Source organism: Microcystis protocystis FBCC-A270 (assembly GCF_050500235.1).
GTDB lineage: Bacteria > Cyanobacteriota > Cyanobacteriia > Cyanobacteriales > Microcystaceae > Microcystis > Microcystis ichthyoblabe_A.
Map to the genome: position 1 here is coordinate 505,413 of NZ_CP191407.1, position 19,136 is coordinate 524,548.

General features: G+C 42.9%; 17 protein-coding genes and 1 tRNA gene. 10 read left to right on the forward strand and 8 right to left on the reverse strand.

What is annotated here, in order from left to right:
* Window positions 1–30: 30 nt before the first annotated feature.
* Together ACQY1X_RS02400 and ACQY1X_RS02405 are read right to left on the reverse strand one after the other, a co-directional pair.
* Window positions 31–2,511, reverse strand: a complete 2,481-nt coding sequence (locus ACQY1X_RS02400) for a CPBP family glutamic-type intramembrane protease (RefSeq protein ID WP_430015338.1) — start codon at window positions 2,509–2,511, stop codon at window positions 31–33.
* A gap of 497 nt (window positions 2,512–3,008) precedes the next feature.
* Complete coding sequence (locus tag ACQY1X_RS02405) at window positions 3,009–4,745, reverse strand: IS1634 family transposase (RefSeq protein ID WP_430014637.1); 1,737 nt, start codon at window positions 4,743–4,745, stop codon at window positions 3,009–3,011.
* 362 nt (window positions 4,746–5,107) lie between these two features.
* On the opposite strand from ACQY1X_RS02405, the gene ACQY1X_RS02410 reads away from it, so the two are divergent.
* The 9 genes from ACQY1X_RS02410 to ACQY1X_RS02450 all read left to right on the forward strand — a co-directional run bounded on the left by ACQY1X_RS02410 (window position 5,108) and on the right by ACQY1X_RS02450 (window position 11,382).
* Entirely contained in the window at window positions 5,108–5,623 is a 516-nt protein-coding gene (locus ACQY1X_RS02410; RefSeq protein ID WP_069475255.1) for a hypothetical protein, read from the forward strand.
* A gap of 90 nt (window positions 5,624–5,713) precedes the next feature.
* Window positions 5,714–6,199, forward strand: coding sequence for a DUF29 domain-containing protein (locus tag ACQY1X_RS02415; RefSeq protein WP_002737591.1), 486 nt, complete (start codon window positions 5,714–5,716; stop codon window positions 6,197–6,199).
* A 106-nt stretch (window positions 6,200–6,305) separates the two neighbouring features.
* Complete coding sequence (locus ACQY1X_RS02420; RefSeq protein ID WP_002737483.1) at window positions 6,306–7,205, forward strand: lysophospholipid acyltransferase family protein; 900 nt, start codon at window positions 6,306–6,308, stop codon at window positions 7,203–7,205.
* A gap of 141 nt (window positions 7,206–7,346) precedes the next feature.
* The gene (gene fabG / locus ACQY1X_RS02425; RefSeq protein ID WP_002775997.1) at window positions 7,347–8,123 is read left to right on the forward strand and encodes a 3-oxoacyl-[acyl-carrier-protein] reductase; all 777 of its coding nucleotides are present in this window, start codon (window positions 7,347–7,349) and stop codon (window positions 8,121–8,123) included.
* A gap of 240 nt (window positions 8,124–8,363) precedes the next feature.
* Window positions 8,364–9,131 carry a UDP-N-acetylglucosamine--N-acetylmuramyl-(Pentapeptide) gene (locus tag ACQY1X_RS02430; RefSeq protein ID WP_002737281.1) on the forward strand — a complete coding sequence of 256 codons (768 nt, stop codon included), beginning with the start codon at window positions 8,364–8,366 and terminating at the stop codon, window positions 9,129–9,131.
* 31 nt (window positions 9,132–9,162) lie between these two features.
* Window positions 9,163–9,900, forward strand: coding sequence for a sulfite exporter TauE/SafE family protein (locus tag ACQY1X_RS02435; protein ID WP_002735178.1), 738 nt, complete (start codon window positions 9,163–9,165; stop codon window positions 9,898–9,900).
* Between the two features lie 119 nt (window positions 9,901–10,019).
* Window positions 10,020–10,439, forward strand: coding sequence for a tetratricopeptide repeat protein (locus tag ACQY1X_RS02440; RefSeq protein WP_430013894.1), 420 nt, complete (start codon window positions 10,020–10,022; stop codon window positions 10,437–10,439).
* A complete protein-coding gene (locus tag ACQY1X_RS02445) occupies window positions 10,432–11,319 on the forward strand; it encodes a M48 family metallopeptidase (protein WP_002754507.1) in 888 nt (295 codons plus the stop codon). The genes ACQY1X_RS02440 and ACQY1X_RS02445 overlap by 8 nt, the downstream gene beginning before the upstream one ends.
* Window positions 11,298–11,382, forward strand: a tRNA-Leu gene (locus ACQY1X_RS02450). Before ACQY1X_RS02445 ends, ACQY1X_RS02450 begins: the two co-directional genes overlap by 22 nt.
* 779 nt (window positions 11,383–12,161) lie before the next feature.
* On the opposite strand, the gene ACQY1X_RS02455 is transcribed toward ACQY1X_RS02450, so the two are convergent.
* Both ACQY1X_RS02455 and ACQY1X_RS02460 read right to left on the reverse strand, forming a co-directional pair.
* Window positions 12,162–12,632, reverse strand: coding sequence for a type II toxin-antitoxin system VapC family toxin (locus tag ACQY1X_RS02455; RefSeq protein ID WP_430015339.1), 471 nt, complete (start codon window positions 12,630–12,632; stop codon window positions 12,162–12,164).
* Entirely contained in the window at window positions 12,629–13,396 is a 768-nt protein-coding gene (locus ACQY1X_RS02460) for a hypothetical protein (protein WP_430015340.1), read from the reverse strand. Before ACQY1X_RS02460 ends, ACQY1X_RS02455 begins: the two co-directional genes overlap by 4 nt.
* 299 nt (window positions 13,397–13,695) lie before the next feature.
* Between ACQY1X_RS02460 and ACQY1X_RS02465 the strand changes: the two genes are divergently transcribed.
* A complete protein-coding gene (locus ACQY1X_RS02465; protein ID WP_002736931.1) occupies window positions 13,696–14,589 on the forward strand; it encodes a DNA adenine methylase in 894 nt (297 codons plus the stop codon).
* 9 nt (window positions 14,590–14,598) lie between these two features.
* On the opposite strand, the gene ACQY1X_RS02470 is transcribed toward ACQY1X_RS02465, so the two are convergent.
* The 4 genes from ACQY1X_RS02470 to fabF form a co-directional block, all read right to left on the reverse strand.
* A complete protein-coding gene (locus ACQY1X_RS02470) occupies window positions 14,599–15,429 on the reverse strand; it encodes a restriction endonuclease (RefSeq protein WP_430013895.1) in 831 nt (276 codons plus the stop codon).
* Window positions 15,407–15,667 (reverse strand): helix-turn-helix domain-containing protein, encoded by a 261-nt coding sequence (locus tag ACQY1X_RS02475; protein ID WP_036386251.1) that lies wholly within the window; start codon window positions 15,665–15,667, stop codon window positions 15,407–15,409. Before ACQY1X_RS02475 ends, ACQY1X_RS02470 begins: the two co-directional genes overlap by 23 nt.
* A gap of 113 nt (window positions 15,668–15,780) precedes the next feature.
* Window positions 15,781–17,787, reverse strand: coding sequence for a transketolase (tkt, locus tag ACQY1X_RS02480; RefSeq protein WP_430013896.1), 2,007 nt, complete (start codon window positions 17,785–17,787; stop codon window positions 15,781–15,783).
* An 82-nt stretch (window positions 17,788–17,869) separates the two neighbouring features.
* A complete protein-coding gene (gene fabF, locus ACQY1X_RS02485) occupies window positions 17,870–19,120 on the reverse strand; it encodes a beta-ketoacyl-ACP synthase II (protein ID WP_430013897.1) in 1,251 nt (416 codons plus the stop codon).
* Window positions 19,121–19,136: the final 16 nt, after the last annotated feature.

Consider the following 19,136-nt stretch of genomic DNA (forward strand, 5'->3'; position numbering starts at 1 on the left):
AAGCTAAGGTATTGTCCGATCGAGACAAGATTAAAAACTGCCACGCTTCGATCGCCGTGTCAGTCGAGATAGACCGTTCAAAAACAGCAACCAAACCACCACCACTAACCAATGCACCACCGAGATCGTCCAGAGAGAACCGGTCAGCCAATAGACAACAGTGCAAGTTAATCCCAATAAAGCCGCTAAAATCAAGAAAATAGGCTGAAAAAAAGTCGGATTGCCCTTTTTGTAAAAAATAATTGCATTGAGGGGATGATAGACGGTAAAAAGCGTGATGCTGACCAGAGCAGAGAGGATCAGGTTAGCAGTGGAAGTTGCCGTTTCGGGATGGGGAATTAACAGCACCCGAAAGACGAATTCCTCCCACAATGCCGGGGAGAAAAAACAAAAGACGAGCATTTTCAGTATCTCTAACGGTCTCCGTTCGGGGGAGCGCCAACGTAAAAAACCCGACCAGAAACCGATAGTTAAGGCGATCGCACCGTATAATCCCAATCCAATCGCCGTCACCCCCCAATCCCGACCGGTAAGGGGCAGCACGATCGCTCCCAGGCTGCGACGGAGCATCGGCGCGATCATCGGCATTTCCCCGAATAACTTGGTCGGTGCGAGGGGTAAAATCTCCGGCATCGCTCCCCCGACCTGATTAGTACGGAGGAACCAGAGAGTAGCTCCTGACCGCAGGAAAATCTCACCGATCACATCATTGCTGCCTCGCGGTAACATCGATCGCCAGCTTAGTAGAGCGTTAGCCAGTGTATTTTCCCGAATCAAGCCTTTTCCGCGACTATCGGTGATACCGGCGAGAATTTCGGCGTTTTGCCGCCAATCAGCCCGGATCACCCCCCGGGGAGCTAATACTTGTTCCAAACGATCGCCCAATTGTCCCAAACGTTGAAAACGCAAAGTTTCTGGGTCATCGGCATGGGTTGTCAACCAAGCGGCGATCTGCGGATCGGTTTCAAACTGGTGGCGCAGGGTAGCGATCGTGATATAAAGGGCCTGATTCGAGTCCTGGACGCAGGAAGTCGCGGGGGTAACACTAGAAACCCCGGTCCCGTCCCCGATCCGGTAGCGAGCCATCATGATCTCTAACTGCTTGCGGAATTCTGTCAGGGGGGACAGAGAAACCCCGCCAAAGTTGTAATCCTCCAATAGGTCTAATTTCACGATCGCATCGGATAGGGGTCGGGAATTAAGCCATCCCCGCTCTAAACTACCTGTATAGTTCGCCCAACTCTGATATCCCGATAAAATCCCCTGGGGATTGTGAGCGTACACCTGATCATAATCGAGCTGCCACTGCAGCTCTCCCGTCTGGGCATCCCGAATCACTTCGTAGAGAAAATAGGAAAAATGACCCGTTACCGTTGCCAATTGTATTGATTCGCCTTTTTTACCGCCGATTCCGCCGAACAGATGAATTCCTATGCCTTTATCGCCCTCTTTCCATGATTTTTTTTCACCCTCCGGCAGGACTGTTACCCGACTGGCGGTTCCTTTGCGGGCGGGGGTATCGTTCCAAGTGCCACGGGTGATGTAATCTTGGCCCGATCGCAGCCCAGTCAGGGTTTCCGTCGGCTGCAGTTGAAACAGCGATCGGGGTTTGAGCGCTTGAACGGTAAAGAGGTTATCCCGTCCCTGCGCCCCGTAGATATACCAGCCCTCCTTTCCTTCGCTTGCTGCTGCTAACTGTCGAGGGGTCGAGATAAAACGTCCTCCAGAAACTAAGGGTTGTTGGGGAATGCGGATCACTTCCGAGCTGCCGTCGAATTTTCCACTGTCGCGGTTATAGTGTTGCACTCGGAAAAGTTCGCTGCCACAGGGGGGTGAACCGGGGCAAACCTTGGGGATGTCGCTGGAGGTTCGGGGGGGAGCTTCGCCGATAATTTTCACCAATGCCACAAAGCGCCCAGTAACGATCAAGGGCATTCGCTCCACTTGTAATGACGTTTCCCCGATTTCTGCATCGGGAAAGCTGACCACCACATCATCGAGCGGTCGCGATCCGGCCAGTGCTTGCAGTGGTCCGACCCCTGAACGACCATTCAAGCGAGTCGGTAGGATATTTCCCTGTTTTTCACTCTCGATCGCCTCCGGGGTGAAGCGAATATCCTTAGTAACCAGTCCTAAATATCGAGCCAGTGCCGGGGATTGCCGCCAACCTAAACGAACTTTTTGACCGACTAAATCCGGCTGGGGTGCTTGGTAAACCTGCAACCAAGTCCAATCTTCCCCAGGTGTCGCCGAATATTCCTCCGGTTTTGGCAAAATCAGGCGACCGATCCAGGGGGCGATCGGGCGATACCATCGCGGATCGAGGGATTGCTTTAGGGGAAAATAGCCCGGTTGATTGACCGCTAACCGACTCATGATCCAGTAGTCAGCCTTGGCTTCTTCCACAGGCCGCGGACTGAACAGAAAAACCGCTAGAGCGATCGCTGCTAGGGAGAGAAGTATCCAGACAATCCGGGAAATCGTTCTTTTCATGGCATAGCTGACGCTCATAGATCGAGTCAGGTTTCTCCAGCCTACAGCCTTTATACTAGGGTGTGCTGAAAAAGTTTGTTGGTCGGGTTAAGGAGTCAGGAGTCAGTAGCCGGTCGTCAGGAGTCGGGAGTTTCAGGCTTTGTTGCCCTCTCTTTTTGTACCAATATATGTATTATAAGAAGGAAGGATAATGCAAGGTTTTTGAGAGTCCCAATCCGATTTTCGCAGCATGAACATCGGATTTTAACAGGTCAAAAGCCTTATTTTAAAAGGGTTTTACCATTATTCAGCAAACCCTATGCTAAATCCGTTGAGTATAGGCTACTTATCAGGAGAGGCACTCATGCAAAAGGGGGAATAAATAATCAGTTTTTAATAACCGGATTTAGTATTGTAAAGTTTCAATACAAATATAGTCAGATATAGTCAGGCGTGGTAATATATCTGGACTTCCCCGTTGACAAAAGGCCATAACCTATGCTGTAGGAGGGATTAAGAGAATTTCCGCCGCCCCGTTACTGGGTACAAATCAGGGAAACTCCCAATAAATCTAACGCTTTTTGTTGCAGTTGGGTCGGTCGAGTTATCTTAGAAAAACGATAACTTCCCTCCCTAATCGTACATTCCACTGTATTCAAGCAAATTGTCCCCAGGTCTTCCAACAAAGTCCGAAAGCTATGCACAGGGAGGTTCTCTTGATTCCGTTTTTTTCTCTCTTTAGACTGAGCGGATTCACTGCGACTCGCTTTAATCACATTCAGAGAACCATCATCAATTTCTTCATCCTCAAATAACAAAGGAGCCAAGCACTGTTTTAAATGCCATTCCACATAATAAGCCAACATACATAAAAAGATATGAGCTTTGACTCTATCACCCTGATAATGATAGATAGGACGTACCTTTAAATCAATTGACTTATAACAGCGAAATGCCTCCTCCACTTGAGACAAACTTTTATAAGCTTTAACCGTCGTCGCTGCATCCATCAAAGTTGACTCCAGAGAAGTTCTTAACACATACACACCATCCAAAGCCGTTTCTTGAGCGATTAATTCCCGCTGACGCTGATAAGAAAAGCCTTCCTCTGTTATCTCTAGGTTATAGTATTTATTGACCTTAAACTGATTAAGAACCTTGCCCACTCTCAAAGCTATCTTATCTTGACCCTTTAAAGCTCTTTTCTCCCTTTGAGTCGCCTGAACAATCAAATCTAGTTCCTTCTCTACCGCTTCTAATAATGCCTCTCTTTGTAGTTGATTTTTCTGGGCGATTAAGGGATTCCGACAAGCAATTAATCTTTCATCGGGATAATCTTCACTCTCAAATTCCACCAAGTTTACCTGATCAAATAATCCTAATTGAATCACTTCTACCTCAGCCAGTTTCCGAATTTGAGGCTTAGTTAAACCAGTAATATAGTCTAATCCTTCTATGGGTTTTACTAATTCGTTGATTTTCGAGTTGGTTAAAATTCCTCTATCGCTTACCCAGACAACATTCTCAATCCCCCAACCCTTTCTGACTTTCTCAATTTGTCCGCTTAAAGTAGCACCGTCTGAAGTGTTTCCTTCAAATACTTCTACCGCTATCGGACAACCCTTGGCTGAACAGAGCAGACCAAAAACTATCTGAGTTTTCCCTTTCTTTTTATCTCGGTTATAACCATATTTTCCCAGTTCACAACCATTTCCTTCTAGGTAGGTAGAAGTGACATCATACAAGACTAATGTTCCTGATTCTAAGTGTTTAATTGCTAGGTGCTTCTCAATTTTCTCTTGTTTTTCTAATAACCAATCTAAGGCGTTATATAATTCGTCTTCATCGGCTTTCTCTAAGTCTAACAATTGTCCTAAACTCTGACTACAAGTCTCGCTATTAAACCCTCTCGCTGTGGCTAGTTTCGATTTAGGATTGATGATTCTTGCCACAATCATCGCCACCACTAAGTTTCTGATTCGTGAGGATTTTTCACTGATTATTTTATCTAAACCTAATTTTTTAATCGTCTCTAAAATAGCCATTACATGACCATGAGGAAGACTTCTAATCACTTCAAAATGATTGGGAATGCCTTCAGTCATGGACAGTGTTGCGCCTTTAAGAGCCAGTTTCAGATTGTCGATAATATCATCGGGTAATTTTGAGAGATTGGCCAGGGTTCTTTTTTTGACTTGATCTCCTTCTCGGTAGGACTCCCGAAGAAGAACGGCGGGGGGGGAATTACGGTTAGGAACTTTTTCTATATACATGGCTATCATTCTAGCAAATAGAGAGAATTCTTGTCCATTAAGAAATGTTACAAATTACATGGGTACATTAAGAAAAGTTAAGGGGCGTATCCATTGATGGATAAGGGTTTTCGGCTATTATAGTATATATGTATGGGGGAAGTTCAGTTATCTACAAGCATAGCATTTTCCAAAAGTGATAAAAGAAATGTAAAGTTATTTTATAGTAGTTGTCTTTGGTGTCTGTCTGTGTTACAATTACCACAGCTAGTGATTATTAACACTTAGCTGTAGATAAATCATCTTTTTTGAATTGAAATAACGGACTAACCGTGAAACTAATGAAAATTCAAAAAATTTTAAAAGGATCAATGTCGTAGACATTGATCCTTTTAAAAATCCCTTTAGCAACGACTCCTCTGCTCTTGTTCGGTAACAATGCTAAAGCTGAACCAATTAACCAGATTATTTTGGCTCAATCAAAACGGTGCTTGGAACCGGGAGAAAGAAAACAAATTACTTATCAAATTGAGGGGATCGAACGGGAAATAAAACAGCTAGAAGATAGAATAAAAGAACTGGAGAAGAAATTCTCGGACTGGCAGGAGGAGAGGAGGAGATTATATCCATTGTTTGTGCGTTATACAGTTGTATATCCTCGCGAAAACGGTGGAAGACGACATCCTAAAGACCAGGAAATAAAACGTGAGTATGAATATGCTGGACAACAGCTGATTTCAATCAATAAAAAGATGGACGAAATAAGTGCAAAAATATCGAAACTACAAAATACCATCTCATCCCTGCAACGATATCTGAACTTGCCTGACTGTGTCAAGAACCCTTGTCCTTGGAATGATATGGTATGTCAGAATTTGTATGGGGTGCCTGCGCGGTGATTTTTCCCGTGTCACTATCAAAATTAGGAGAAAGTGGCCTAATATATATATGAGGGTGCTTATTTCCTATTAAAAACCGCCAACAACCCAATGAAAACTTTAAATCAGAATCCCTGGCAAGTAGAGGGAGGAGAAACCCTGCCCCTACTTTACGAAATTGATCAACACCTTTGGTTAGAGGAAACAATAAAAATCCTCAAGGAAAATCGCTTAGATGAATTAGATGTAATCCATTTAATTGAGGAATTAGAAAGCTTGAGTAAAAGAGATAAAAACCGAGTCAGTAGCTTACTTGAACAAGTGATCAGGCATTTATTACTTTTACACTATTGGACAACAGAAGCAGAAATAAATCGGAATCATTGGCGAGCAGAAATTATCAGTTTTCGCACGCAATTAAGAAAATATTTAACGACGAATTTACAGAATTATTTAGCTGAGGAATTACCGATAATCTATCAGGATGCTTTCGATTATGTTCAACAAAAAACTGGTTTTTCTGGCGATTTTCCCTCAGAATGCCCTTACAGTTTAGAACAGTTATTAGATAAAAATTGGTTCAACTGTGAAGATTAGACATTAAAGATGATAGAATCATCAAGGAAAGCCGTTCTCAAACGATGGGGTTTTTAACCGAAATTTGCGATAATTAAGATGCGCTTAAATTATCAACTGGGCATCAATGCAGATTTTTAGTTCTTTTGTCTCATCTACGGCGACTTTTGCCGAATTATCCCTACAAGCAGCCAAGGCCCCTGTTGATACCCTCACTGGTTGGTCATTAGAGGATCGCGATCCGCAAGTGATCGAAAAATTTGTCCCCCTTCTGGATTGGTTTTATCACCATTATTTTCGCGTCGAAACCGATGGTTGGGAAAATATTCCCCCCTCAGGACAAGTATTATTCATCGGCTCCCATAACGGCGGTTTAGCGGCTCCCGATATGTTTATGATGATGTATGATTGGTTTCAACGCTTTGGCAGCGATCGCTTAGTCTATGGTTTGATGGATTCGCGAGTCTGGCGATTTTTTCCATCCCAAGCGCATCTAGTGGCCCAAATGGGAGCTATTCATGCTCATCCGAAAATGGCGATCGCTGCCTTGGATAGTGGCGCTAGTGTCCTAATTTATCCAGGAGGTGCTACGGATGTTTTCCGTCCCCACAGTTTAAGAAATAAAATTCATTTTGCCGGTAATCAAGCTTTTGTTAAACTAGCTTTACAGTACGAAGTGCCGATTATTCCCGCCATCTCCCACGGCGCTCACTCGACCCTGTTTGTCCTCGACGATATTTATCCTCAATTAAAAGAATTACATGAAAAGGGTATGCCTTGGCCTTTCGGTATTGACCCCGGGACCTGTCCCATCTATTTCGGTTTACCCTGGGGACTAGCTATCGGTCCCTTGCCGAATATTCCCTTACCCGTAGCGATACAGACGCGGGTTTGTCCCCCAATTATTTTTGAACGTTACGGCAAAAAAGCGGCCCGGGACCGCCGTTATGTACGCGAATGTTATGAGAAAGTCTGTTATTTGATGCAGCAACAACTCGATCAATTAGTGGCGGCCAATTCCCCCTGATACTATACAGGAAAGTGGGGACAGAGCGATCGCCATTGAGGATTGCTGCGGTCAGATTAACCCGCTTGTGAGATAATGAATTGTTTTGAGCAAAGTTATCAGTACAAAGTTTTCTCTTGAGATTTGACGATTATTTGGGGAATGCAGAAAATTATGAAACTATTACCCGCAGAATGCCAGCATTTACAAGACAAAGTAGCCATAGTAACCGGGGCCTCGCGAGGGATCGGTAAAGCGATCGCCTTGGAATTAGCCAGCCAGGGTGCTACTGTAGTGGTGAACTATGCTAAATCTAGTAGTGCTGCCGATGCCGTTGTCGAAGAAATTACCGCGGCCGGGGGAAAGGCAATAGCTCTACAAGCAGATGTGGCTAAAAGCGAAGAAGTGGATAATTTAGTGGACAGTACCAAGCAAAAATTCGGTCATATTGATGTCTTAGTTAATAATGCCGGTATTGCCCGGGATACGCTAATGTTAAGAATGAAATTAGAAGACTGGCAAGCGGTCATCGATCTCAATTTAACCGGGGTTTTTCTCTGCACTCGCGCCGTCGGTAAATTGATGTTAAAACAGAAAAGCGGCCGCATAATTAACATCACTTCTGTATCTGGTTTGATGGGTAATCCTGGTCAATCTAATTACAGCGCCGCTAAAGCCGGTGTTATCGGTTTAACGAAAACTTTAGCCAAGGAATTTGCCAGTCGAGGCATCACTGTTAATGCCGTGGCCCCTGGCTTTATTGAAACTGATATGACTCATGACCTCAAAGCAGATGAAATTCTCAAATATATCCCCCTCTCCCGTTACGGAAAACCGGAAGAAGTCGCCGGCATGGTGCGTTTTTTAGCCGCAGATCCCGCCGCTATTTATATCACTGGTCAAGTCTTTAACGTCGATGGTGGTATGGTTATGGCTTAATTCAGTTATCAGTTATCAGTTATCAGTTATCAGTTATCAGTGATTAGTTATCAGTTATCAGTGATTAGTTATCAGTGATTAGTTATCAGTGATTAGTGATCAGATTAAAGTTTTAAGTTTTAAGTTTTAAGCTTTAAATGATATTATTCACCGCTCACTCTTCACTCTTCACTCTTCACTAATTACTGTTTACTGTTTACTAATTACTGATTACTGTTCACTGATTACTGACAACTGAAAATGACTTACTGTTTAGGAATTATCAATCGTTTTGGCATTGTTATGGGGGCGGATTCTCGCACGAATGCGGGAGTCGATTATATCTCGGCCTATCGGAAATTATTTGACTTTTCGGTGTCGGGAGAAAGGGTAATTATGGTCTGCACATCGGGGAATTTATCGATTAGCCAAGGCGTGATTCACGAACTAAAAAGAGATCTGCACAATCAAGAGGATAAAAGTCTCCATTCTCTGACTCATCTCTACGATATGGCCCACTATATCGGTGATAAAAGTCGTCAAGTACAAGCTAGGGAAAGGACTTGGCTAGAACAAGATAATATTGATTTCCAATGTAACTTTATTCTTGGGGGACAAATTAAAGGAGAAGACCCGCAATTATTCCTGATTTATTCCCAGGGAAATCATATTCAAGCCACCAAAGAAACGCCCTTTTTACAGATAGGTGAAACTAAATACGGTAAACCGATTCTCGATCGCACCATTACCTATGATACACCCCTAGAGGAAATGGCTAAATGTGCCTTACTTTCCATCGATTCGACCATGAAATCGAATATTTCTGTCGGACCGCCTATCTATTTGAGTATGTATGAAGCTAATAGCCTAAGCCTACGTCATAAGTTACAATTGCGTCTAGGAGATCCCTACCTAGCCAAAATGCGGAAACTCTGGGAGGATTACGTCCGGCAAGCTTTCGAGGCTATGCCGAATGTGGAATGGCATTATACTGATGAAGATCCCAAAGAAGATATCATAATAGATTAAGTAACTCTTTGTGAATTAACTTTACAACTCGATGATCATTGTTACCTTGATGTTGGCAGGTAGTCTAGCTTGGTTTTTTAGTACCCTTGCTGGTGGGGGCAGCCCCCTGATTCTACTCCCCGTTTTAGGTTGGTTTCTCGATGCTGCCGTCATTCCTCCGGTTTTGACCACGGGGATGCTAATCGGTAATGTCCAACGCATGGGAATGTATTGGCGCGCCATTGACTGGCCCTCGACGGTGTGGTATTTACCCGGGGCAATTATGGGATCTACCCTCGGCGCTTTTGTGTTTGCCCATTTACAATTCAAATGGTTGCCGCTAGTTTTGGGAATTTTTCTGGTTTTATCCTCGCTTAAACAATTATTTCCCCAACAAGAAAATCCTTTTTTTGAGATTAAAACTTGGTATTTTATGCCCTCGGGATTTATCTACGCTTTCCTGTCAGGATTAGTCGGTAGTACCGGCCCGATGATGAACCTATTTTATATTAACTATGGGCTAGTTAAAGAACCAATGGTGGCAACGAAATCCGTTCACATGGTAGTAGTTCATGTGGCCAAATTAATCGCCTACGCAGCCTTTGGAGTTTTACATCTGCCTTTTCTTGGTTACGGTTTATTGTTAGGATTAGCAGCCTGGCCAGGCAATTGGTTAGGACAAAAAGTTTTAGAAAAAATGAGTCCCCAGCAATTTAAACAAGCAGTGATGTTATTCGTTTCGATGAGTGGCCTATTGATGATCTGGCGAGAACGCGGCATCGTCTTTTAAAATTTTGCTGACAAGGGGACAAATTTTGCTAGAATACTAAATAAAGGCAAATTGTACTAAAACAGTGTAATACGCCGATCACCGTTAGATTTGCTCCTTGATTAACCCCCTAGCTGAAAATGACAGAAATCGCCAATTTTACCCTCGAACAAGGTTTAGAACGCTACCAACAGGGAGAAAACGCTGCCAGTTTATTGCCAGAATTTAAAGAATTAAGCGATCGCACTCCTAAAAATGCCGCCGTTTGGTCCTGTTTGGCTTGGTTATATATGCTCACCGATAAACCGGAATTAGCCCTAAAAGCCGCCCAAAAAGCCGTTAAACTCGATAAAGTTTCCCCCCAAAACCGGATCAATTTGGTTTTGGCTATGTTAGAAACCAAAACCGCCGGAGTTAGAGAACATATCGAACTGGTGCAACAATTAGTTAGTTTAAACAAAGAAGTTCGCCAAGAAGTGGATGAAAATATCGCCGATGGTTTAGCTAGAAAACCCGATTGGAAAAGTTTAGAACGCGTCAAAGTTTGGTTAAATGAATAAGAATATGGAATTATCAAAACAGTTATTACTAGGCTTAAAAGCCAATGATTTTCGGCATCCCATCGACCTAGAGGCGACTAACTCCCTTAAACAGTTGCCCGGTTTAGATATAGCCGTGAGAAGTTTGTTAGGTTCCGTCGCTGAGGAATTCTTTTACCTAAATAATATTGCTGCTAGTGTTTTGGTGGGGGAAAAACAATTACCCGACCTGCATAATCTCCTCCTAGAAGCTTGCCGAGTTCTCGACTTAGAACCACCTCAATTATACATTCAACAAAACCCCGTTCCTAACGCTTATACCTTCGCCATGCGCGGCAAAAAACCGTTTATGGTGATGCACACTTCCCTAATTGAAATGCTGACTCCCGCAGAAATTCAAGCGGTAATCGCCCACGAATTAGGTCATCTCAAATGTGAACACGGCGTTTATCTGACTTTAGCCAATATTATGGTCCTAGCGGCGGGATTGCTGCCCAATTGGGGGACAATGTTAGCACGATCCCTACAGGAGAGAATGTTAGCATGGGTGCGCTGCGCCGAGTTTAGTTGCGATCGATCCGCTTTATTGGCAGTTCAAGACCCAAAAATCGTCATGTCGGTGTTAATGAAGTTAGCCGGAGGTTCCCCCAGTCTCGCACCTTTATTAAATTTAGAGGCTTTTATCGATCAGGCCAAGTCCTACGATGCCGTCAGTGCCTCGGAAATGGGCGAAATGTTAAAGGGTTTGCAAACCCAACAGTTAACCCATCCCCTCCCCGTCCTGCGTGCGCGAGAAATCGATCGTTGGGCCAGTTCCCCCGATTATCACAATTTGTTAAAGGGGCCAAAAATGGGTTATAATGATAAAACTAATGCCAAGGGCGAATGGCGAAATTGGTAGACGCACCACACTCAAAATGTGGCGAGGCAGCCCCTCATGTCGGTTCGAGTCCGACTCCGCCCATTAAAATGACAAAAACCAAGCATAAGAATTTATGGTGCGTTACCGCAATTCTAACCTAGTGTCAGCATTCTTCCCTCGCTTTTAGCGATGGCATGAATGATGATCAGTATATAGACAATTCCCGAAAGCTGTGTTGTAATATCGGCATCCTGATTTGGAGAATAATCGATGTCAGAATACTCAAAACCTTTCGACAACATAAAAAAGACTAAACTGTTTAAGGATAATCAAGCTGGGGCAAGAGTAGGGCTGGCTGGTGGAGCTTGAGCAGCTATAGCCTTAGCAGGAATGTTACCATTTACAGCCCCTGTCTTAACTTTTTGCGGGCTTGGCGGGATGCTGGCCGGAATGATGACAGAACGCAGTATAAAAAAGGAGTTGACAAAATTACTGGTAAAAATAAATAATCCCATCAGACAAAATAAATAAAATTTTGGGATAATTAGGGATGAAATTACAGTTGTGATCCTGGCATTTCTGGCGAGAACAATTGATATTATTGGTTTGATTTGCTGTTAAATCTTTACTCCTGACAACGTACATTTTAAAAGGGCTTCTTCTTGATTATTAATATTAATTTTGCTTAAAAATATTTGCTCTTTTGGTGTGGGCTTCCAAACAAATAGTCCTGTTTCTAAATTGGTCTGAAAGAAAGCATTGGCAAGAGATGTAATCACTAAATCAAAATCTGTTTTAATATGAAGGTATTCCTATCAATTTAGACCTTTTGTGTTCGGTAATTCGATTTGTAATTTTCCTAGGCGAGAATGGGTATTTTTTCAAAAAAGATCAAGTTGAACTTCAAAAAAAGGTTTTCTAATTATTAAAAGAGGATCACCGATTTCTCCAGAGAGTTTCAGCAAGCCATCATCAAAAGTATCTAAAACATCCACTCTGGCTTTAATTGCCGTCGCCACATGAGTTGCATCTTTAGGTTTTAGTGCCTGATATTGCCACATCAATTCTCTGGCTAGTTCGCCAACTTTTCTGTCCACATCATAAATATAAATCCACTCATGTCGGAAAAAATCTCTGATTTTTTCCTCACTTTCTTTAGGTAATTTTGGCTGTCCTTTTTCTAATTTCACCACTTCAATAAAAGTAAGAGCAGAAGTCACAATTATTACCTGACCATTTTCAGCTGCTTTGAGAACAGAAATACAATCATTAATTTTATCCTTTTCATTTTTCAGGAAAGCTAAAAAAACACAAGAATCCCAGTAGTGTAGCTTTTTTGTTGGACGAATCACTTACTTCCTCCCCAAATTCCGATCATTTCCTCAATGGTAGGTAAATCTTTTTCCTGAGGAAAAAGATCAATTGACTCAACTTTAATACCGATTTTTTCCCCATCTTCTCTAGAGGTAACTATCCCCGATACAGAGACTCTTTTTTCTAGATATTCTTTGATATTATCAAGTAAATTTGGTTCAAAGTAACATTTAACACTTTTATTAGTCAATAAATTGTAAACTCTAAAAATAGGTTGACGACTTACATCAATAGCTTTAAGCACACCTTCTACAGTACCAAAACTTTGATATTTTCCCCCGATAATTTCATCAACATTAGCAATCAAAGCTTGATTCAAGTCGATACACCTCGAATCAAAGCCCAATTGCACCATAAACTCATCTCTTTCTTTCAATATTGCTAATGATCGTGCACTTTCTAAAGCTCGATCAGAAAAATACTTAGGGCGAATCGGATGTTCTAAAATTGTTACTATTCCCCTTTCTACAGTCTTAATAACTTCAGAAATTTGACTAGGTGTAATCTGATCTTGAGGCATTCCTTCTAAAGTAAGATGAATGCTGCCACTATGAATTTGAGAGATTCTCCAATTTATCAGGGGGCGATTTTTGTTAGCAAGGGTTTTATCTACTTCATGGAGTAGTATTGCTAATTGTTCTTGAGCCTTGATAAATTTATCAAAAGACAACAGTGAGCCTTCTATATCTAGTGTTAGGCTCTTGATTGTTTCCTTCGATATAGGGCTTTCCCCTTTAGTCATGGCTCTAGGAATCGTGATAATTATCTCAAGTGTAAAGGTTTTGGCTAACTACTAAAGCTTCCTACTTTACATTTTTACATGAACTAACCCTAAAGCCTAAACTAGGTTGACCTATAACCACAAAAAAACCCGCTTGCGCGAGCTTTTTCCACAAAACCAAAGTTTTAATTAACCTAACAACGCTTTTGCCTTCGCTACCACGTTATCCACGGTAAAACCAAACTTCTCTGACATTCCTAGAGAAAATATCGTAATTTTGTTAAAATAATCTCAAAGAAAAGCCTCTAAAATCAAAGGTAATGTCCAAAATCGCTAAAAAACTTAGTAATTCTCCTTTTCGTTATCCTGGCGGTAAATTTTATGCCCGTAAGCTAATCTTAGCTTGTCTTCCTAGTCACCATAAGTATTGTGAACCCTTTGCGGGGGGAGCATCTATATTCTTTGCTAAGGAAAGTGTAGCAGAGAATATTCTCAATGACAAAGATGAGGAATTAATGAACTGTTATCGACATATCAAAGATCATCTTGATAGTCTAATTGAATTATTAAAAGATCTAAACGCTACCAAAGAATTACACAATTATTATAAAAATGAATTTCAACCAGCCAATGACCTAGAAAGAGCCATGCGTTGGTATTATCTAAATAGAACTTCCTACTCAGGAATTATGAAACTTGAAAATTGTTATTGGGGCTATGGTGATAAGTATTCTATGCGTCCTGAAAACTGGCCTTCTCACCTAAAAACCACTTCGGAAAAACTGCAAAATGTCAATTTATCTTGTTTAGATTTTGAAGATTTAATCAATCAATTACCCGATGATTACTTTTTATTTGTCGATCCTCCTTACTTTCAAGCAGATCAAAATAAATTCTATTCCTGCTTCTTCAGTCTAGAAGATCATGAAAGGTTATGTAAGACGTTGAAAAAACATCAACATCGATTTAAATTTCTTTTGACTTATGATAATTGCTCCGAAATTAGAGAAATGTATGATTGGTGTATTTCTTTACAAGATAATGAATGGAATTACACTATTAATCGAACTGATGATCAAAAAAATGGTTTAAAATTAGAACATGGTTATCAGAGTGAAAGACGCAAGGGCAAGGAGGTATTTATTGCTAATTATGATCTTCAGAAACCTGCAAGATTTACACCTCTACAATTAAGTTTATTCGATGTATCTTGATTCCTAATTTTAATCAAGTAAATCCTCTATTTTTTCTATCGGTAGCCATGGTTGTAGAGGTTCAGCCGTATTAACATCAAAGAAAATTTTGGGATAATTAGGGATGAAATTACAGTTGTTATCGTGGCATTTCTGGCGAGAACAATTGATATTATTGGTTTGATTTGCTGTTAAATCTTTACTTCTGGCAACGTACATTTTTAAAAGGGCTTCTTCTTGATTATTAATATTAATTTTGCTTAAAAATATTTGCTCTTTTGGTGTGGGCTTCCAAACAAATAGTCCCGTTTCTAAATTGGTCTGAAAAAAAGCATTGGCAAGAGATGTAATCACTAAATCAAAATCTGTTTCAATATATTGATCTTTGTGAATATTTAGGCTTGTTGAAGGTATTCCTATCAATTTAGACCTTTGTTCTGCTGCTTTGTATCCTAAGGTTCTTGATCTCATACATTTGACTTCAATAAAAGGTCTGATACCTCCCTGAAGACGGAAACTACCTTTTTTGGCTAACTTACATTCAGCAGAGTATTTTTTGGCGTTTTTTTGATTGATAATAGCTACATCTATATCGTGAGAACCAGCTTGAGGATTTAAGCGAGGATTAGTAACTAAATAATTATTTGCGAGTATTTTTGACAGTTCATCTTGTACAGTGAACTCAAAAAACTTGCCACGAATCATAGGAATAACTTTTGGATCATTGAGAACTTCTGTAATATATTTGATATTCAAACTATAACTCTTACAAAAACTTTCTATTTTTTCAAACCATTCCCATTCAAGCTCGTTATCATGCAAAAACTGCTCAAGCAATTTAATCAAATCTTCTGACATCATCAGTATTTACATCGGAATTTATAGACATAGTGTTAAAAAGCTCCGAAAGACTTATGTTTAATGCTCTACACAAAGAAATCAAGCATAGTAAAGAAGGATTCCTTTTACCACGTTCAAGAAGACTGATGTAAGTTCTATCCAAATTGGCCGCTTCGGCCAACCTTTCTTGGGATAAACCCTTTTGAATGCGAGCATTATGTAAACATCTGCCAAATTGAGCTAAATTGTCCTTTGCCATGCTTCGATTAAACTGCCTGACGTGACCCCTAGTCCACTGACTGACAGTCACAATAGAAAAACAAAAAAATGAGCCAGATTTTTCTGACTCATTACAGCTAAGATTTCAGGTAATTAACCTAACAACGCTTTTGCCTTCGCTACCACGTTATCCAGGGTAAAACCAAACTTCTCTAGAATCACACCTCCTGGAGCAGAAGCGCCGAAGGTATCAACCCCCAACACATCCCCCTCATCGGTGATGTAGCGATGCCAACCCATAGTTGAACCCGCTTCCACCGCAAGACGTTTTTTCACTGCTTTCGGCAGTACCGATTCTTTGTATTCTGCCGATTGTTCCTCAAATAGCTCCCAACAGGGCATAGAAACGACGCGAGCTTTAATTCCTGCTTCTTTCAACACCGCAGCCGCTTTATCGCAGAGATACAACTCGCCCCCCGTACCGATGAGAATGACATCGGGAGTACCTTCACAATCGGTGATAATATAAGCACCTTTAGCCACACCCGCAAGGGAAGTTCCCGCTAAATTGGGCAGATTTTGACGGGAGAGAGCCAATAAAGTCGGGCGTTTCTTTTCGCTCACCGCTACTTTATAAGCGCCAGAAGTTTCCGTACCATCTCCCGGACGCATGACTAACAGGTTAGGAATAGCGCGCAGAGAAGCAACGTGTTCCACGGGTTGGTGAGTCGGTCCATCTTCCCCTAGGGCAATGGAATCGTGAGTCATTACCCAGATGACGCGAGTTTCTGACAATGCCGATAAACGGATAGAATTCCGCATATAGTCGGTGAAAATCAGGAAAGTCGCCCCGTAGGGAATCAATCCCGTGTTATGGAGAGCAATACCGTTACAAATCGCCCCCATCGCGTGTTCCCGCACGCCAAAATGGACGTTACGCTCCTGATAACTGCCTTTTTGGAAATTACCAAAATGCTCTAATTCGGTGTAGTTAGAGTGGGTTAAATCCGCTGAACCGCCGATTAAACCGGGTAAAACCCCCGCAAGGGCATTTAAGCAGATTTCCGAGTGTTTACGACTAGCGAGCGCCTTATCTTCGGGTTTATAAACCGGTAAAGCTTGCTCCCAACCTTCCGGCAGTTGACCGGTGGTTAACTGCTCAAATAAAGCCGCTTCTGCGGGATATTTAGCCTGATATTCGTTAAATAACTTATTCCAGTCCGTTTCTGCCGTCGCTCCCTTGTCCACTGCTTGCCGGAAACGATTTAACACCTCATCGGGAACCACAAACGGCTCGTATTCCCAACCTAAGGCTTTCCGGGTTAACTCGATTTCTGTTGCTCCCAAAGCTGCCCCGTGAACATCGGCGGTATTAGACTTATTGGGGGAACCATAACCGATGGTGGTGGTGATTTTAATCATCGAGGGTTTATCGGTGACAGCTTTGGCAGCCGCGATCGCATTAGCAATGGCATCTAAATCGGTGTTACCATTCTCGACGTGCTGAACGTGCCAACCGTAGGCTTCAAAACGCTTGCTCACGTCTTCGGTAAAAGCGATATCGGTGGAACCATCGATCGAGATATGGTTATCATCGTAGAGAGCGATTAACTTGCCTAAACCCCAGTGACCGGCTAAAGAACAAGCTTCCCCGGAAATCCCCTCCATATTGCAACCATCACCCAAAATGACATAGGTGTAATGGTCGATAATTTTGGCATCCAGTTTATTGAAACGGGCCGCTAAATGGGCCTCTGCTAGGGCCAAACCGACACCATTGGCAATCCCTTGACCCAGAGGACCGGTGGTCACTTCCACCCCTTCCGTGACGAAATTTTCGGGGTGGCCGGGGGTTTTCGATTTCCACTGCCGGAATTGTTTAATTTCCTCTAGGGGAACGCTATCGTATCCGGTCAGGTACATCAAAGCGTACTGCAGCATACAACCGTGACCGGCGGAGAGAACAAAACGATCGCGATTGACCCATTGGGGGTTTTTCGGGTTAAAACGCAGGAATTGATCCCAGAGGACAAAGGCCATGGGAGCGGCTCCCATCGGCAGTCCGGGGTGTCCCGATTTAGCTTTTTCTACGGCATCCACCGCTAAAAAACGTACCGCATTAATACAAAGTTCTTCGAGGGATTGGGAGACTACAACCATAATGTTTTTTAGAATGAACTACAAAAATAAGACCAGGTTAAAGAGGGAGCCACTCACAGATTACTCTTTCAGGGGCATCGACTCAAGCATATTTTCTAAAAGCTAAGGTGACGTTATGGCCACCAAATCCAAAGGAGTTGGAGAGGGCAGCGTTAACTATCTGCTGACGACTTTCGTAGGGGACGTAATCAAGATCACAATCGGGGTCAGGATTGTCCAGGTTGAGAGTCGGGGGAATCCGATCATTAGCGATCGCCATTACCGTGGCCACGGCTTCAATACCGCCAGAACCGCCTAAAAGGTGGCCTGTCATCGATTTGGTGGAACTGACGGGGATTTGGTAGGCCGATTCTCCTAAAGCTTTTTTAATCGCCTTGGTTTCCGTGGGATCATTGGCCCCCGTACTGGTCCCGTGGGCGTTGATATAGCTAATTTCCGCCGGAGTTAAACCGGCATCTTTGATCGCTAATTCGATCGCTCTGGTGGCCCCACGACCGTCGGGAACCGGTGCCGTCATGTGATAGGCATCGCAAGTCAGACCATAACCGATCATTTCGGCGTAAATACGCGCCCCACGAGCTAAGGCCGTTTCTAATTCCTCTATAATCAAGATTCCTGCCCCTTCCCCCATGACAAAACCATCCCGATCCTTGTCAAAGGGACGACTGGCCCGGGTGGGGTCATCGTTGCGGGTGGACAGGGCCTTAGCGGAGGCAAAACCAGCCAATCCTAGGGGAGTAACGGCGGCCTCCGTCCCACCGCAGATCATCGCTTTGGCAAAACCCCTTTGTACTACACGAAAAGCATCGCCGATGGCATTGGAACCAGCAGCACAAGCGGTCACGGTACAGTTACTCGGTCCCTTGGCTCCCGTATGGATAGCGGTTAAACCGGCGGCCATATTGGCAATCATCATCGGGATCATGAAGGGACTACACCGGCCCGGACCTTTTGTCAAGTAAATTTCCTGTTGATCCTCCAGCACTTTTATACCACCTACGCCCGTACCGATTAGTACACCTATATCATCGGCATTGAGAGCGTCGATAACTAATCGCGAATCTTGCAGTGCTTGCAAACTGGCGGCGACGGCAAATTGAGCGAAACGGTCCATGCGCTTTGCCTCTTTGCGATCCACATATTCGTGGGGGTCAAAACCCCGCACTTCCCCAGCAATGCGACAAGCGTGACGGGAGGCATCAAAGTGGGTGATTAAACCAATGCCACTTTTGCCGTTGATTAAGCCTGTCCAATAGTCTGCTAGATTATTGCCGAGGGGAGTGATCGCACCCATCCCCGTGATGACAACCCTTTTTAATGGCAATTCTGTCATGTTTGTTCAAAAATAA

Coding starts and splice junctions, on each gene's coding strand:
- ACQY1X_RS02400 (WP_430015338.1), bottom strand. CDS start 2,511: ATGAGCGTCAGCTATGCCATGAAAAGAACGATTTCCCGGATTGTCTGG.
- ACQY1X_RS02405 (WP_430014637.1), bottom strand. CDS start 4,745: ATGTATATAGAAAAAGTTCCTAACCGTAATTCCCCCCCCGCCGTTCTT.
- ACQY1X_RS02415 (WP_002737591.1), top strand. CDS start 5,714: ATGAAAACTTTAAATCAGAATCCCTGGCAAGTAGAGGGAGGAGAAACC.
- ACQY1X_RS02420 (WP_002737483.1), top strand. CDS start 6,306: ATGCAGATTTTTAGTTCTTTTGTCTCATCTACGGCGACTTTTGCCGAA.
- fabG (WP_002775997.1), top strand. CDS start 7,347: ATGCAGAAAATTATGAAACTATTACCCGCAGAATGCCAGCATTTACAA.
- ACQY1X_RS02430 (WP_002737281.1), top strand. CDS start 8,364: ATGACTTACTGTTTAGGAATTATCAATCGTTTTGGCATTGTTATGGGG.
- ACQY1X_RS02435 (WP_002735178.1), top strand. CDS start 9,163: ATGATCATTGTTACCTTGATGTTGGCAGGTAGTCTAGCTTGGTTTTTT.
- ACQY1X_RS02440 (WP_430013894.1), top strand. CDS start 10,020: ATGACAGAAATCGCCAATTTTACCCTCGAACAAGGTTTAGAACGCTAC.
- ACQY1X_RS02445 (WP_002754507.1), top strand. CDS start 10,432: ATGAATAAGAATATGGAATTATCAAAACAGTTATTACTAGGCTTAAAA.
- ACQY1X_RS02460 (WP_430015340.1), bottom strand. CDS start 13,396: ATGACTAAAGGGGAAAGCCCTATATCGAAGGAAACAATCAAGAGCCTA.
- ACQY1X_RS02465 (WP_002736931.1), top strand. CDS start 13,696: ATGTCCAAAATCGCTAAAAAACTTAGTAATTCTCCTTTTCGTTATCCT.
- ACQY1X_RS02470 (WP_430013895.1), bottom strand. CDS start 15,429: ATGATGTCAGAAGATTTGATTAAATTGCTTGAGCAGTTTTTGCATGAT.
- ACQY1X_RS02475 (WP_036386251.1), bottom strand. CDS start 15,667: ATGGCAAAGGACAATTTAGCTCAATTTGGCAGATGTTTACATAATGCT.
- tkt (WP_430013896.1), bottom strand. CDS start 17,787: ATGGTTGTAGTCTCCCAATCCCTCGAAGAACTTTGTATTAATGCGGTA.
- fabF (WP_430013897.1), bottom strand. CDS start 19,120: ATGACAGAATTGCCATTAAAAAGGGTTGTCATCACGGGGATGGGTGCG.